Here is a 14,001-nt window from a genome sequence, read left to right on the forward strand (position 1 = left end):
GTCCGGACCCGAGGAGAGCGCCGACGACGACGACCCCGCGCGGCGTCGGCGCGCGGGGTCGTCGTCGTCGGCGCTCTCCTCGGGTCCGGACCGGCTCGACCGCCCTGTCGAAGGCTCCTCCGTCCGGGTCAGCGGCTGGTCCGTCCACTCTGCCGCTACACACTCCTACGGCTCCGTGCTCCACCCGCCCCGCACGGGCGAGCCGGGTTCCTCGCTCCTCCTGCTCCGCACGGGCGAGCCGCACTCCGCCCGCCTCGCCGTCACCTCAGCGAGGCCCGACCGCCCGGCCGCGGTCGTCTCCGTCCGAGCCCAGGCGAGCGCACGGCGGCGTCGGCCGGGCGCATCGCGAGGGGCGGCCGCGTCCGAGGGTCGGGCCGCCCCCTCTCGACGGCCCCGGAGTCCGCGCCTCAGACCGTGGTCACGACGCGCAGAGTGCGTAGACGCTGAGGGTCAGCGTGCCGTTGACGGCGTAGGCGGACCCGGTGACGGTCCATGTACCGGATCCGACCGGAGCGCTCGTGGAGACCTCCGACTTGTAGGGGCTGCTGCCGTCGACCTCGGTCCAGGAGAAACCGCCTCCGATGACATTCGGCGTCGCGCCGGTGCAGGTGGCGGAGAGTGTCTGCACGTTGTTCGCGTAGATTCCAGTCCTGGTCGCGGTGACTGTGGCGTATGTGGCGCCTCCGCCCGCGGGTCCGGCGGGTCCGGCCGCTCCATCCGCTCCGGGAGGCCCTGCGGGCCCGGTCTCTCCGTCCATTCCGGTGGCTCCGATCTCTCCGATCGGCCCGGGGGCTCCGTCTGCTCCGGGGAGCCCGGGGGCTCCGTCTGCTCCGGGGAGGCCGGGGGCTCCGTCTGCTCCGGGGAGGCCGGGGGCTCCGTCTGCTCCGGGGAGGCCGGCGGCTCCGTCCGCTCCCGTCGCGCCGATCTCTCCGTCCGCTCCGGCGGGACCAGGCGCCCCGTCCGCCCCGTCCGCTCCCGGAGAACCGATCGGCCCCACTGCTCCGGCAGGACCCGTAGAGCCCACCGCGCCCGTGGCGCCGGTCCTGCCGACCTGTCCCACTGCTCCGGGAACGCCCGCCGGCCCCGTCTTGCCGACCGGTCCCTGCAGGTTCCAGCTGGCCGTGGTGGCGCCCTTCGGGCACGTCGGCGAGGTCGTGCCGACCTTGAAGAGGAGGCCCTGCTGCAGGCATCCGTAGTAGGCGGGCGACGTCGTCGTCGCAGCGGATGCTGCGGCGCTCCCGCCGGCGACGACCGCCAAGGCGACGGCGACGGCGATTCCGGCGTTCTTCAGTCCACGCCGGCGGGACTTCTTCGAGGATTCGATCATGAACGAAAGGTAGGTCTCAGGCCGTGTCCGAGGGTGGACATGTCCGCAACAGGACACCGGTCCGCTGCTGAGGCGGACGACCTCCTGCTCCTGCCTGGTGCGGCTGACGTCCCGCCACTCGAGGCCCAGACGCACCGTCAGCGGTCGGCACGGCACGGCACGGGCGGCCTCACCGGAGGCGGCTCCTGGTCCGCGGCGCCGGCTACCACAGCGCCGCCCGCCCGTGCACGGGGTGGCCCCGGAGGCGCGGCTCGCCTGGGATGGAGGGGAGCGGCCCGATCCGGGTGCCGCGGACGGAGGAGCCATGCCCGACCAGTACACGTTCACGAACCCCGCCACCCAGTACCCGGACGTGACTCCGCCGGTCCAGCAGCAGCCCGAGCCCGGGCTGCAGTCGCGGATGACCCCGGTGCCCGACCTCGGCGAGGAGAGCTACCGCGGCACCGGCAGGCTCGCGGGCCGCCGCGCGCTCATCACGGGAGCCGACTCCGGGATCGGCGCAGCCGTGGCCATCGCCTTCGCCCGCGAGGGGGCCGACGTCGCCCTCGCCTACCTCCCGAGCGAGGAGGAGGACGCGCAGCACGTGATCGGGCTGATCCGCGCGGAGGGGCGCACCGCCGTGCCGATCCCCGGCGATCTCACGAGTGCCGAGTACTGCACGCGGCTCGTGGCGGAGGCGGTCGAGGGCCTCGGCGGGCTCGACGCGGTGGTCAACGTGGCCGGGAAGCAGATCTGGAAGGAGGACCTGCTCGACATCACCGACGAGCAGTTCGAGGCGACCTTCGCGGTCAACGTCTTCGCTCCGTTCCGGATCATCCGCGCGGCCCTCCCGCACCTGCCCGCGGGCGCCACGATCATCAACACGGCGTCGGCGGAGGCGCACAAGCCCGCCCCCGACCGCCTCGACTACGCGATGACGAAGGGCGCGATCAACAACCTCTCGAAGGGCCTCGCGCAGCAGCTCGCCGCGAAGGGCATCCGCGTGAACGTCGTGGCGCCCGGCCCGACGTGGACCGCCCTGCAGGTGAGCGGCGGCGTCGACCCCGAGAGCCTGCCCGACTTCGGCTCGAGCGAGTCGCCGATGGGCCGTGCCGCGCAGCCTGCCGAGCAGGCCCCGGCCTACGTGTTCCTGGCGTCCGCCGAGTCGAGCTTCGTCGCCGGCGAGACCCTCAACGTGAACGGCGGCATGGTCTCGCCCTGACCCGCCGCGCCGCCGGCGCTCGCTGCTGGACCGCCGAGACGCCTCCGTCCTGCTCGAGACACGGGCTCGCGTCAACCCTCTCCCGAGCGGCGGGGGGCGCGAGGTGCCATGGAGGGACCACCACGAAGGAGCACCATGAGCACCACGACCGTCCTCCCCATCGAGACCTACTCCGACGAGCAGGGCTGGCACAACCGCATCGCCCACGCCCGGGTCCCGCTGAGCCACCACGAGTCGCGCCAGGAGGCGGAGGAGGTCGGCGAGGAGATCGCCGAGCAGCGCGGCGGGGAGCACGTCGTCCTCGGCTGACGGTCGACGCGGGGCGCGGCATGCCGTGCCTGACCGGGGAACGCGGTCGGCCCGCGGCAGGCGCCCGCTCCGCAGACGCCCCGCCCCGCAGGCGCCCGCTCCGCAGATGCCCCGCCCCGCAGGCGCCCGCTCCGCAGACGCCCCGTCCCGCGCGTGTAGCGCCCTCGACCCCGCCCGGTCAACCTTCTCGACCTCCCGGCCCTCTCCTCCCTAGCGTGGCCCGTCGTGCTCGCTCCCGAGCGCGCGACGAGAGGACGACATGGCCACGACGAGCGACGCCCCCGCGACCGGAGAGGCCGGCGGCACCTCCCTGCGCCGCCGCATCACCGGCCCGCTGCTCTACTTCTTCATCCTCGGCGACGTCCTCGGCGCGGGCATCTACGCCCTCATGGGCACGCTCTCGGCGGAGGTCGGCGGTGCCGTCTGGATGCCCCTCCTGCTCGCGCTCGGCCTCGCGCTGCTGACCGCCGGCTCCTACGCCGAGCTGGTGACGAAGTACCCGAAGGCGGGAGGCGCGGCGGTGTTCGCGCAGCGGGCGTTCAAGCGCCCGATCGTCTCGTTCCTGGTCGGCTTCGCCATGCTCGCGGCCGGAGTGACCAGCGCGGCCGGTCTGTCGCTCGCGTTCGCCGGCGACTACCTCGGCACCTTCCTCGACGTGCCGACCGTGCCGACGGCCATCGTCTTCCTGATCCTCGTCGCGTGCCTCAACGCGCGGGGAGTCGCGGAGTCGCTGCTCAGCAACACGGTGATGACCGTGATCGAGGTCGGCGGCCTGCTGATCGTGATCGGATGCGTCGCGCTGCTGGTGGCGGGCGGAGGCGGCGACCTCGCCCGCACGGTCGAGCTCAGCTCCGAGCAGGCGCCGGCGCTGGCGGTGCTCGGCGCGGCGATCATCGCGTACTACTCCTTCGTCGGCTTCGAGACCTCGGCCAACATCGCCGAGGAGATCCGCGACCCCAGCCGCGTCTACCCGCGCGCGCTGTTCGGCTCGCTGCTGACGGCCGGTGCGGTGTACGTCCTGGTCGGCCTGGCGAGCTCGATCGCGCTGCCCGCCGACGAGCTGTCCGGGTCCTCCGCCCCGCTGCTCGACGTCGTGACGGCGAGCGGAGCCGGGGTGCCGGCGTGGCTGTTCAGCCTGATCGCGCTCGTCGCGGTCGCCAACGGAGCGCTGCTGACGATGATCATGGCGAGCCGCGTCACCTACGGCATGGCGAAGGACGGCCTCCTCCCGGACGTGCTCGGCCGGGTGCTGCCGAAGCGCCGCACGCCGTGGGTGGCCATCGCGGTGACCACGCTGGCCGCATGCCTCCTGACCCTGGTCGGCGATCTGGCGACCCTCGCCGAGACCGTGGTGCTGCTCCTCCTGCTGGTGTTCATCAGCACGAACGTCTCGGTGCTCGTGCTGCGGCGCGACAAGGTCGAGCACGACCACTTCCGCGTGTGGACGGCGATCCCCGTGCTCGGCGTCGCCTCGTGCGTGCTGCTCCTCAGCCAGCAGGACCCGATCGTCTGGCTCTACGCGGGGATCCTCCTCGTGGTCGGAGTCCTCGTGCACCTGGCGACCCGCCGCTCCTCCCGCCGCACCGCCTGATCCGGCGGGGGATGGGCCGGCTGCACCATCCGACCGTCCTCCCTCGGCCGAGCCCCGTTCGCCCCGCGACCGGTCAAGCCCCTGGGCGGACGGCCGTCCGAGGCGTGGGATGGAGGGAACGGAAGGAGCACGAATGACCGACACACCCTCCCGCGAGGAGCTGCCGCTCCCCGACTGGAACGACATCCCGCTCGGCACGCTCGCGGAGCGCATCCGCCCGCTCGACGAGGCCGGCCTCGGCGCGCTGCTCGCCTACGAGGAGGCGCACGGGCACCGCCTGCCGGTGACGACGATCCTGCACTCGCGTCTCGAGCAGCTGCGCGGGGGAGCGGAGCCGGCAGGCAGCGTGCCGGAGTCGCTGCCCGAGGTGTCCCGCTCGTCGTCCGGATCGCCGGTCTCGCCGGCGACGTCCGGTCCGCCGATCAATCCGCCCTCGCACGGAGTGCCGACGAACCCGACTCAGCCGCGCTGACGGCGGCGGGCGGAGTCGCGGTCGCGGCGGCTCCGCCCCCGCCGCGCGCTACCCAGGGCCTGCCCAGCGCGCACGGGCAGACTGTGCGGAGCCGATGACGGCGACCGGACGAGGGAGCAGTACCCGGAACGCGACAAGACTGACTCGTAGGAGCTGTCATGTCCTGGATCGTCCTCATCCTCTCCGGTGTCCTCGAGGCCGTGTGGGCCACCGCCCTCGGCAAGTCGGAGGGCTTCACGCGGCTCGGCCCGTCGGTCGTCTTCGGAGTCGGCGTCGTCGCGAGCATGGCCGGCCTCGCCTACGCGATGCGCGAGCTGCCCACCGGCACCGCGTACGCGGTCTGGGTCGGGATCGGCGCTTCGCTGACCGTGCTCTACGGCATGTTCTTCGGCGGCGAGGGCTTCTCGCTCGTGCGTACGCTGCTGGTCCTCGGGATCGTCGGCTGCGTCGTCGGCCTGAAGCTCGTGCACTGACCTGGCGGCCGTCCTCTCCTCCGCGACAGGCCGCTCCCGTACGCGACACGCCGACGGAGGCGCGCCGGACTGGCATCTCGCCGAGGGTCCGAGGCCGGTGGTTGCAGGACGCCGCGCGTTCCACCTAGGCTCGGCGCATCAGGGGAGAACGATCGTTCTACGGTTCTCCCCGCCCCCCAAGGAGGACTCATGCCCACTCGTACCGCACGCACCGCCTGGAACGGCTCGCTCGAGACCGGCGAGGGCCAGGTCGAGCTCTCGAGCTCGAAGATCGGCACCTACGACGTCTCGTTCCCCAAGCGCGCCGCCGACGACGCCAACGGCTCGACCAGCCCCGAGGAGCTCCTCGCGGCCGCCCACTCCGCCTGCTACGCGATGCAGTTCTCGGCCGTCCTCGGCCAGGCCGGCGGCACCGTCGAGGCGCTCGACGTCCGCGCCGACGTCTCGCTCGGCCCGGACTCGGCCGGCGGATTCAAGCTCACCGGCATCAAGCTCATCGTGAGCGGCGAGGTCTCCGGCATCGACGAGGCCGCCTTCCTCAAGGCCGCCGACGAGGCCAAGGAGACCTGTCCCGTCAGCAAGGCGCTCACCGGAGTCGACATCACGCTCGACGCCACCTTCGAGGGCTGAGCCCCTCCGCACGTCCCGAGCACCCCGTCGCGCATCGCGGCGGGGTGCTCGTGCGTCCGGCGCGGCCGCGGAGCGGCCTATGGAGACCCCCGCCCCCACCGGCCGCCCGGCGCCCCCTGTCGTCAGACCGCCGCCGGCGCGTAGCGGAAGCCGGCGCCGAGGTGCTCCTCCGGCAGCCGGTCGCCGCGGCCGTGCAGCTTCTGGCGGAGGCTGCCCTTGACGTACTCCTCCGGGTACGCGCCGCGGCTGCGCAGCTCCGGCACGATGAACTCCACCACGTCCTCGAAGGTGCCGGGCGTGATCGCGTAGGCGAGGTTGAACCCGTCCACGTCGGTCTCCTCGACCCACTCCTGGAGGTGGTCGGCGACCTCCGCGGGCGAGCCGACGACGAACGGGCCGAGCCCGCCGATCACGCTGAGCTTGGCGATGTCGCGGACCTTCCACTCCGAGCCGTCCTCGTTCGCCTCCTGGAAGTTGGCGACGGCCGACTGGATCGCGTTGCTCTTCACGTTGCCGATCGGCTCGTCGAGGTCGTACTGCGACAGGTCGATGCCCATCCAGCCTGACATGAAGACCAGCGCCCCCTCCTCGCTCCCGTAGGAGAGGTAGTCGCGGTGCTTCTCGTGCGCGGCCTCGCTGGTCTCGGCGGTGATGATCGTCAGCAGTGTGTAGATCTTCGCGGAGTAGCGGTCGCGGCCGGCCGCCTCGAGGGCGTCGCGGATGCGCGAGACGGTCGCCTTCAGGCCGGCCTTCGTCGAGGACGCGACGAAGATCGCCTCCGCGTTGCCCGCCGCGAAGCGGATGCCGCGCGGCGACGCTCCCGCCTGGTAGATGACGGGGGTCCGCTGCACTGACGGCTCCGAGAGGTGGATGCCGGGGACGGTGAAGTTCTTGCCGCGGTGCCCGATCTCGTGCACCTTCGCCGGGTCGGTGAACACGCCGGACTCGCGGTCGCGGACGACCGCGTCGTCCTCCCACGACCCCTCCCACAGCTTGTAGAGCACCTCGAGGTACTCGTCGGCGACGTCGTAGCGGTCGTCGTGCTCGAGCTGGTCCTCGTGGCCCATGTTGCGGGCGGCGCTGGGGAGGTAGCCGGTGACGACGTTCCAGCCGACGCGGCCCTTCGTCAGGTGGTCGAGCGTCGACATGCGCCGCGCGAACGGGTACGGGTGCTCGTAGGCGGTGCCCGCGGTGATGCCGAACCCGAGGTGCTCGGTCGCGGCGGCCATCGCCGAGACGAGGAGGATCGGGTCGTTGACGGGGACCTGCGCGCCGTGGCGGATCGCCGCCTCGTTCGAGCCGCCGTAGACGTCGTAGGTGCCGAGCACGTCGGCGATGAAGATACCGTCGAACGTGCCGCGCTCGAGCAGCTTCGCCAGGTCGGTCCAGTACGAGAGGTCCTTGTAGCGCCAGGACTGGTCCTGGGGGTGGCGCCACATGCCCGAGGACTGATGGGCGACGCAGTTCATGTCGAAGGCGTTGAAGCGGATCTGGCGGGTCATGGAGTCGATAGTGCCCAGAAGAGCAGCGAACGGGTACCGAGCGCGACGCACGGCGTCACAATGCGACGCCCGTCGAGGCGCCCGGCGGGTCTGGGTGGTCGGCGACGTCCTCGACGAGCTGGCCGACCTCGAGGACCGCATCGGCAGCGCGATGATCGAGAGTCGGAACGGGTGATGCGCCGGGGCGCACCGCCCCCGTCCGCCGACCGGGCGGCTCCTCCTCCTACGCCAGCTCGCGCCCCAGGAAGCGCACGTGCTCGCCGATCTGGAACGCCTCGCCGCCCTCGTGGCCGTTGAAGGGGTAGACGCGGATCTCGCGGGGTCCGGCGTAGCGGTTGTAGGAGGCGTAGACGGTGGACGGCGGGCAGATGTCGTCGCGGAGCGCGACTGAGAACAGCGCGGGGGACTGCGCGTAGGGGGCGAAGGAGGTGCCGTCGAAGTACGAGAGGGTGTCGAACACGCGCGCCTCGGCGCCGCGGTGGGTGTGCAGGTACTGCACGATCTCGCCGTACGGCATCGTGTCGACCAGCCGGACGGCGTGCGGGATGTGGGAGAGGAACGGCACGTCGACGATCGCGGCGCGCGCCGACTCCGACTCGCCGAGCAGGCCCAGGATCCCGGTGACGGCGAGAGCGATCCCGCCTCCCTGGCTGCCGCCCGAGACGGCCACGCGGGAGGCGTCGACCGCGGGGTGCGCGCGCAGCACGTCGAGCGCGCGGACGGCGTCGGTGAAGACGCGGCGGTAGAAGTGCTCCCCGGGCGACTCGATGCCCTGCGTCATGAAGCCGGAGACGTGCGGCCCGCTGCCCACCGGGTCGGGCGTCGCTCCGGAGCGGTGCCCGGACCCCTGGCCGCGGGTGTCCATGACCAGGTGCGCGTAGCCGGCGGCCGACATCGCGGTCCACTCCGCGAGCTGCCCGCGGCCGCCTCCGTAGCCGATGTAGGTCACGAGCCCGGGGAGGGGCCCCTCGACGCCGCGGGGGAGGATCAGCCACGCGCGGATCGGGTGGCCGCCGAAGCCGGAGTAGGTGACGTCGAAGGTGTCGAGCAGTCCGAAGCCGGCGTCGACCCGCTCGAGGCGCGGCTCGGTCGCGACGGCCCTCGCCTCGGCGATCGTGTCGCGCCAGAACTCGGCGAACCCGGCGGGCTCGGCGATCTCGGGGGCGTACTGCTCGAGGAGGTCGAGCGGGAGGTCGTACTGCGGCATCACGGACTCCTTCTCGGGCAGCGGCGCCCGAGGACCGAGGCTACTGGAGGCACGGGCCCACCTGGGTGCGGCGTGGGAGAACGCCGCAGAGCGGAATGCCTGGGCACCCTCCGCGTTCTCCTCAGCATGACGACGTACGGAATCATCGGAGCAGGCAACATCGGCAGCCAGGTCGCACGGGCGGTCATCGCCCTCGGGGACGAGGTGGTCATCGCGAACTCGCGCGGCCCCGAGACCCTCGCCGACCTCATCGCGGAGCTCGGCCCGAAGGCCCGCGCCGCCACGGCACAGGAGGCGGCCGAGGCCGCCGAGATAGCCGTGGTGACGGTGCCGCTGAAGAACCTCGAGGAGGTGCCGGTCGCCCCGCTCGCCGGCAAGATCGTCCTCGACACGAACAACTACTACTTCGAGCGCGACGGCCGCATCGAGGCGCTCGACAAGGGCGAGACCACGACCAGCGAGATGCTCCAGCAGCACCTCCCGGAGTCGAAGGTCGTCAAGGCGTTCAACCACATCATGGCCGCCGACATCACCACCGACGGCACCCCGGTCGGCACGCCCGACCGCCGTGCCCTCGCGACGTCGAGCGACTACCCCGAGGCGATCCACTTCGTGACCGACCTCTACGACCGGATCGGCTTCGACACCGTCGCGATCACGCCGCTGAGCGAGTCGTGGCGCGTCGAGCGCGACCGCCCCGCCTACGTGGTGCGGCAGAACCGCGAGGAGCTCGAGGCCAACCTCGCGAAGGCCCCCCGCACGGTCTGATCCAGCCACTCGGAGGGGAGCGGAGCTGCGGCGCCGCTCCCCTTCTGCCTGTCCGGACGGCGTCGGAGGCGCGCCCGGGACGGCTTCCTCGGCGCTCGCCGCCGCCGGGCCTGCGATAGTCGAGAGGACCAGCCACGCACCAGAGAGCCCCGATCGGGCTCCGAGAGGAGAGGCCTGCCATGCCCTCGACACCCCGTTCCGTCCCCTCCCGCTCCGGGCTCTCGCGCCGCAGCGTCGTGATCGGCGGTCTCGCGGTGCTCCCGCTGCTCAGCGCCTGCACGCCCGACTCCTCCGCTCCGGACGACGCTCAGCAGGAGGCGCCCCGCACCCGCACCGCGGCTCCGAGCGGGCCGGTGGCGCTCGCCCCGGACGCGCTCGCCGCGAGCGCGGCCCTGTTCGCCGCGGCTCCGCTGGTCGTCCTGGTCGAGGACGTCGCCGAGTCCCGCCTGCGCGCCGCCCAGGTGAGCATCGCCTGGGGCGTGCCGCTGCTGGTCGGCTCGGCGGGATCCGGAGCGACGGCCGCCCCGACCGCGGACGCCGCGGCCGTGGGATCCACGGCTTCCGAGACGCCGTCCGATCCGGGGGGCCCGTCCGACTCCGCGACCGGATCCGCCACCCCGTCCTCCACCGCTCCGACCTCCGACGCCCTCGCCGCCGAGTTCGCCCGCCTCGGCGTGACCCGCGTGCTCGCGATCGGCGACGTCACCGCGCCCGAGGGCGTCGACGTCGTCGCCTCCGCCTCCGACGCGGCCGCCCTCAGCACCGCGTCCGGCCTGACCGTGACCGACCTGGCGCTCGCCGACCTCGCCGCCGCGGCGCCGTCCACCGCCTCCGACGCTCCCTTCGGCGCTCTCCCGGCCCGGGCCGACGCCCTGACCGGCCTGCACGCTCTCGCCCGCGCGCAGGACGCCGACGTCGCCGCACTGGCGACCGCCCGCGCGGCCGGCGTGCCCGTCACCGTGGTCGACGGCGACGACCTGCTCGCCTCGGGCGGAGCCGTGACCGCGATCGCCGAGGCCGACGCCTCCTGCACGCTGCTGCTCGGCCCTGTGCTCGCCGCCCAGCCCGAGCCCGAGTGGGCCGTGCGCGCGGCCGCGAGCGGCTGGCAGCTGCCGGGCGGCGGCCAGCGGATGTTCGGCGGGCACCTCTTCGTCGCGATCTACGGCACTCCGGGCGCTCCCGTCCTCGGCGTGCTGGGGGAGCAGGGCCTCGAGCCCACGATCGCGCGGGCGCAGGCGGTGGCCGAGCCGTACCGGGCGCTCACCGACAAGCAGGTCGTGCCGAGCCTCGAGATCATCACCACGGTCGCGGCGGGCGACCCCGGCAAGGACGGCGACTACTCCAACGAGCTCGACGCCGCCGACATCCGCCCCTACATCGACGCGGCGCAGGCGGCGGGGATGTACGTGGTGCTCGACCTGCAGTCGGGGCTGACCGACTTCCTCACCCAGGCGAAGCAGTACGCGGACCTCCTGACGCTGCCCAACGTCGGCCTCGCGCTCGACCCGGAGTGGCGCCTGCTGCCCGGCCAGAAGCCGCTGGAGCAGATCGGGCGCGTCTCGGCCGCCGAGGTCGACAGTGTGTCGGAGTGGCTGGCCGACCTGGTGCAGAGCGAGGGGCTGCCGCCGAAGATGTTCGTGCTGCACCAGTTCCGGCTGTCGATGCTGCAGGACCGCGACAGCATCCGCCGCGACCGGCCCGAGCTGGAGTTCCTCATCCACGTCGACGGCCAGGGCTCGCAGCCCGACAAGCAGGCGACCTGGGACGCGCTGCACGAGGGCGCCCCCGAGGGCATCGGCTGGGGCTGGAAGAACTTCTACGACGAGGACGCGCCCATGCTCACCCCCGCCGAGACCATGGCCGAGGTGCGCCCCCTCCCCGACCTCGTCACCTACCAGTAGGCGGATCCCGAGGGCGGGCGTCAGCGGCGCAGGAGCTCGCCGGAGACGACGCCCGCCTCGACCTCCTCGAGGGCGCGGCCGCGGGTCTCGGGCACGCGCTTCCAGATGAAGACGAGCGCGAGCAGGCCGACGGCGCCGAACAGGAAGAACGTTCCGGTGATGCCGACGCCGGAGACGAGGGTGGGGAAGAACAGGCCGAGCACCGCGTTCGTGATCCAGTGGCAGAAGATCGCGATGCCGACGCCGACGCCGCGGATCCGCAGCGGGAAGATCTCGGACAGCATCACCCAGGTGACGATGTTGAGGAACGTCTGCATGCTCCCCACGAACGCGACGACCAGCACCAGGATCACGTACGGCCGCGCCGGGTTCCCCACGGGGAGCGCGACGGAGGCGATGCCGATCAGGAAGTGCATCGCGGTGGTCAGGGAGTAGCCGAGCAGGAGGGTCGTGCGGCGGTTCATCGTCTGCATGAGCCGCAGCCCGATCAGGCCGCCGATCACGGCGATCGCCCCGGGCGCGATGTTGGCGACGAGCGCGCCGTCGTGGTCGAAGCCCGCCTCCTTCAGCACCGACTGGCCGTAGTACATGATCGAGTTGATGCCGGTGAGCTGCTGGGCGACTCCGATCCCGATGCCGACCAGCAGGATGCGCACCGCCCAGCGCTCGCGCAGCGCCTGCAGCAGGGGGATCCTCGGGCCGTCCTTCGCGCCGATCGAGCGGGCGATGGTCTCCGCCTCCGCATGGGCCCGGTCGGGCGTCCGGATGGTGGTGAGCACGTCGAGCGCCTCGTCGCGGCGGCCGTGCGCGATCAGCCAGCGCGGCGACTCCGGGACCCGGGTCATGCCGAGCAGGAGCGCGGCGGCGGGGAGCGCGGCGACGGCGAGCATGATCCGCCAGACGCCGGGCAGCTCGCCCCAGACGGTGCCGATGACGGCGTTGGCCACGAAGGCGGCGAGCTGGCCGATCACGATCATCAGCTCGTTGCGGCCGGCGAGCGAGCCGCGGATCTCGGAGGGGGAGATCTCGGAGAGGTAGATCGGCACGACCACCGAGGCGCCGCCGACGGCCAGTCCGAGGACCGCCCGCCCGAGGACCATCACGCCGAAGCCCGGCGCCACCACGCAGACGAGGGCGCCGACGAGGAAGAGCACGGCGAGCAGGCGGATCGTGGTCCGCCTCCCGAGGGCGTCGGCGAGGCGTCCGCCCGAGATCGCGCCGATCGCGGCGGCGAAGAGGAGCGAGCTGGTGACGACCCCCTCTGTCAGCGCGGTGAGGCCCAGCTCGGCCGACATCGGCTCCAGGGCGCCGTTGATGACGCCGGTGTCGTAGCCGAAGAGGAGGCCGCCGAGGGTCGCGATGAGCGCGATGAGGCCGAGACGCCGAGTCGGCGCCTCCAGGGAGGTGGTGGTCATCCGCTCACTCTGACGCATGGCCGCGCGGTGAGCGAACCCTGGACCGTCGGGGGAACCCGGTGTAGCGGGTCCCCTCGACGGCCCGGGGCCCCTCGGCGGCAGGGAGGGGGGAGGGAGCGTGCGGAGGGGGTGCTCAGGAGGAGACGCGCGCGCCCTCGCGCAGGCCCTCCTCCTTGGCCTGCTGCACCAGGGCGGCGATGCGGCGGCGCGAGCGCGAGCGCCCGGCGAGCAGCGCCGCGAGGATGAGGGCGACCCCGAGGATCACGAGCAGCTGCGGGACCGGCACGGCGGCGACCGTGATCGACTCCGTCACGGGAGCGGTGGCGACCGGCTCCTGATCGGCGGCGGCGACGGTCGGTGCGATGGTCAGGTCGGCGCCGACCCCGAAGAGGGGCCAGATGCCGTCGAGCTGCACCGAGACGCTGCGCCGGTCGCCGGGCAGCAGCTCCTGCTGGGGCGCGTCGGCCGCGACGACGGGGGCGGTGGCGCCCTGGGCGCTCGCCGTGCCGTCGAGCAGCAGGCGCACGTTGCCAGTGTTCACCACGTCGGCGACGAGCGAGAGGGAGCCGGGCTGGAACGGGTTCCAGGAGATGCGGTAGTCGCTGGCCAGGTCCTCGACGGAGAAGGAGGGGGTCACCTCGCCGGTCACGCGGGTCATCACGCGGAAGCCGATGCGGCTCTCCACTCCGACGTTCGCGCCTCCCGCCTCGGTGCCCTGCGAGAGCACGGAGGCGGCGATGCCGGCGGCGTGGTCGCCGGGGGTGGCGTTGTCGGGGACCGTCACGGTGAACGGCACCACGCCGCTGCTGCCCGGATCGACGGTCACGGTCTCGGGGGCGGAGATCCACAGCCCGGCGTCGACCGACTCCTGGTCCGAGTTGAGCATGTTGAAGCGGCCGGTGTCGGTGAAGTAGCCGTCGGCGCTGGTGATGCTGAAGGTCACGGGCTGGTCGCTGAGGTTCCGCACGACCGCCTCGTCCGAGGCGCTCGCGCCGGGGGCGAGCTCGAGCTCGACCCACGCGCGCTTGTCGGGGACGCCGTCGGTGGAGGGGCTGACCGCCCAGGTGATCGCTCCGTCGGCCGCGACGGCCGCCGGAGCGACTCCCGCGCCGAGGAGGGCGACGATCAGCGCGAGCAGCGCGGGGAGGAGCGGGCGGCGGGGAGCGGCGGAGCGGCGCGGAGCAGTCATCAGAACCTCATGGTCG

General features: G+C 73.0%; 13 protein-coding genes and 1 riboswitch. Of the genes, 8 read left to right on the plus strand and 5 right to left on the minus strand.

Annotated elements, in window-relative coordinates; all coding sequences use genetic code 11:
• Positions 1-418: 418 nt before the first annotated feature.
• Positions 419-628, minus strand: coding sequence for a hypothetical protein (locus tag C5D09_RS17715; RefSeq protein WP_146086531.1), 210 nt, complete (start codon positions 626-628; stop codon positions 419-421).
• A gap of 1,003 nt (positions 629-1,631) precedes the next feature.
• Here C5D09_RS17715 and C5D09_RS10630 point away from each other — a divergent pair.
• From C5D09_RS10630 to C5D09_RS10655, 6 genes are all read left to right on the plus strand, one after another.
• On the plus strand, positions 1,632-2,528 hold the full coding sequence (locus C5D09_RS10630) for an SDR family oxidoreductase (RefSeq protein WP_104227027.1): 897 nt from the start codon (positions 1,632-1,634) through the stop codon (positions 2,526-2,528).
• A 135-nt stretch (positions 2,529-2,663) separates the two neighbouring features.
• On the plus strand, positions 2,664-2,837 hold the full coding sequence (locus C5D09_RS10635; RefSeq protein WP_159940661.1) for a DUF2188 domain-containing protein: 174 nt from the start codon (positions 2,664-2,666) through the stop codon (positions 2,835-2,837).
• A 259-nt stretch (positions 2,838-3,096) separates the two neighbouring features.
• Complete coding sequence (locus C5D09_RS10640; RefSeq protein ID WP_104227025.1) at positions 3,097-4,428, plus strand: APC family permease; 1,332 nt, start codon at positions 3,097-3,099, stop codon at positions 4,426-4,428.
• Positions 4,429-4,561: 133 nt separating this feature from the next.
• On the plus strand, positions 4,562-4,900 hold the full coding sequence (locus C5D09_RS10645; RefSeq protein WP_104269273.1) for a hypothetical protein: 339 nt from the start codon (positions 4,562-4,564) through the stop codon (positions 4,898-4,900).
• An 85-nt stretch (positions 4,901-4,985) separates the two neighbouring features.
• A riboswitch (guanidine-III (ykkC-III) riboswitch) is annotated at positions 4,986-5,049 on the plus strand.
• A gap of 9 nt (positions 5,050-5,058) precedes the next feature.
• Entirely contained in the window at positions 5,059-5,373 is a 315-nt protein-coding gene (locus tag C5D09_RS10650) for a multidrug efflux SMR transporter (protein WP_104222377.1), read from the plus strand.
• 189 nt (positions 5,374-5,562) lie between these two features.
• Positions 5,563-6,003, plus strand: coding sequence for an OsmC family peroxiredoxin (locus tag C5D09_RS10655; protein WP_104222378.1), 441 nt, complete (start codon positions 5,563-5,565; stop codon positions 6,001-6,003).
• Positions 6,004-6,125: 122 nt separating this feature from the next.
• Here the strand turns inward: C5D09_RS10655 and C5D09_RS10660 are convergent, their stop codons facing one another.
• Positions 6,126-7,505, minus strand: a complete 1,380-nt coding sequence (locus C5D09_RS10660) for an LLM class flavin-dependent oxidoreductase (RefSeq protein WP_104227023.1) — start codon at positions 7,503-7,505, stop codon at positions 6,126-6,128.
• A 223-nt stretch (positions 7,506-7,728) separates the two neighbouring features.
• A complete protein-coding gene (locus C5D09_RS10665) occupies positions 7,729-8,712 on the minus strand; it encodes an acetylxylan esterase (RefSeq protein ID WP_104257718.1) in 984 nt (327 codons plus the stop codon).
• 126 nt (positions 8,713-8,838) lie between these two features.
• On the opposite strand from C5D09_RS10665, the gene C5D09_RS10670 reads away from it, so the two are divergent.
• Together C5D09_RS10670 and C5D09_RS10675 are read left to right on the plus strand one after the other, a co-directional pair.
• Complete coding sequence (locus tag C5D09_RS10670; protein WP_104222381.1) at positions 8,839-9,480, plus strand: NADPH-dependent F420 reductase; 642 nt, start codon at positions 8,839-8,841, stop codon at positions 9,478-9,480.
• Positions 9,481-9,659: 179 nt separating this feature from the next.
• Positions 9,660-11,381 (plus strand): hypothetical protein, encoded by a 1,722-nt coding sequence (locus C5D09_RS10675; RefSeq protein WP_104269274.1) that lies wholly within the window; start codon positions 9,660-9,662, stop codon positions 11,379-11,381.
• A 20-nt stretch (positions 11,382-11,401) separates the two neighbouring features.
• Here the strand turns inward: C5D09_RS10675 and C5D09_RS10680 are convergent, their stop codons facing one another.
• Together C5D09_RS10680 and C5D09_RS10685 are read right to left on the minus strand one after the other, a co-directional pair.
• The gene (locus tag C5D09_RS10680) at positions 11,402-12,796 is read right to left on the minus strand and encodes a sugar porter family MFS transporter (protein ID WP_258060020.1); all 1,395 of its coding nucleotides are present in this window, start codon (positions 12,794-12,796) and stop codon (positions 11,402-11,404) included.
• Positions 12,797-12,929: 133 nt separating this feature from the next.
• A complete protein-coding gene (locus C5D09_RS10685; protein WP_104269275.1) occupies positions 12,930-13,985 on the minus strand; it encodes a WxL protein peptidoglycan domain-containing protein in 1,056 nt (351 codons plus the stop codon).
• Positions 13,986-14,001 lie beyond the last annotated feature (16 nt).

The sequence above is a fragment of the Rathayibacter sp. AY1C9 genome, assembly GCF_002932315.1.
In the GTDB taxonomy this organism is placed as follows: Bacteria; Actinomycetota; Actinomycetes; order Actinomycetales; family Microbacteriaceae; genus Rathayibacter.

What these genes read in the sequence shown, in the direction of transcription:
- C5D09_RS10630 (WP_104227027.1), top strand. Translation starts at nt 1,632, where the DNA reads ATGCCCGACCAGTACACGTTCACGAACCCCGCCACCCAGTACCCGGAC.
- C5D09_RS10635 (WP_159940661.1), top strand. Translation starts at nt 2,664, where the DNA reads ATGAGCACCACGACCGTCCTCCCCATCGAGACCTACTCCGACGAGCAG.
- C5D09_RS10640 (WP_104227025.1), top strand. Translation starts at nt 3,097, where the DNA reads ATGGCCACGACGAGCGACGCCCCCGCGACCGGAGAGGCCGGCGGCACC.
- C5D09_RS10645 (WP_104269273.1), top strand. Translation starts at nt 4,562, where the DNA reads ATGACCGACACACCCTCCCGCGAGGAGCTGCCGCTCCCCGACTGGAAC.
- C5D09_RS10650 (WP_104222377.1), top strand. Translation starts at nt 5,059, where the DNA reads ATGTCCTGGATCGTCCTCATCCTCTCCGGTGTCCTCGAGGCCGTGTGG.
- C5D09_RS10655 (WP_104222378.1), top strand. Translation starts at nt 5,563, where the DNA reads ATGCCCACTCGTACCGCACGCACCGCCTGGAACGGCTCGCTCGAGACC.
- C5D09_RS10660 (WP_104227023.1), bottom strand. Translation starts at nt 7,505, where the DNA reads ATGACCCGCCAGATCCGCTTCAACGCCTTCGACATGAACTGCGTCGCC.
- C5D09_RS10665 (WP_104257718.1), bottom strand. Translation starts at nt 8,712, where the DNA reads ATGCCGCAGTACGACCTCCCGCTCGACCTCCTCGAGCAGTACGCCCCC.
- C5D09_RS10670 (WP_104222381.1), top strand. Translation starts at nt 8,839, where the DNA reads ATGACGACGTACGGAATCATCGGAGCAGGCAACATCGGCAGCCAGGTC.
- C5D09_RS10675 (WP_104269274.1), top strand. Translation starts at nt 9,660, where the DNA reads ATGCCCTCGACACCCCGTTCCGTCCCCTCCCGCTCCGGGCTCTCGCGC.
- C5D09_RS10680 (WP_258060020.1), bottom strand. Translation starts at nt 12,796, where the DNA reads ATGACCACCACCTCCCTGGAGGCGCCGACTCGGCGTCTCGGCCTCATC.
- C5D09_RS10685 (WP_104269275.1), bottom strand. Translation starts at nt 13,985, where the DNA reads ATGACTGCTCCGCGCCGCTCCGCCGCTCCCCGCCGCCCGCTCCTCCCC.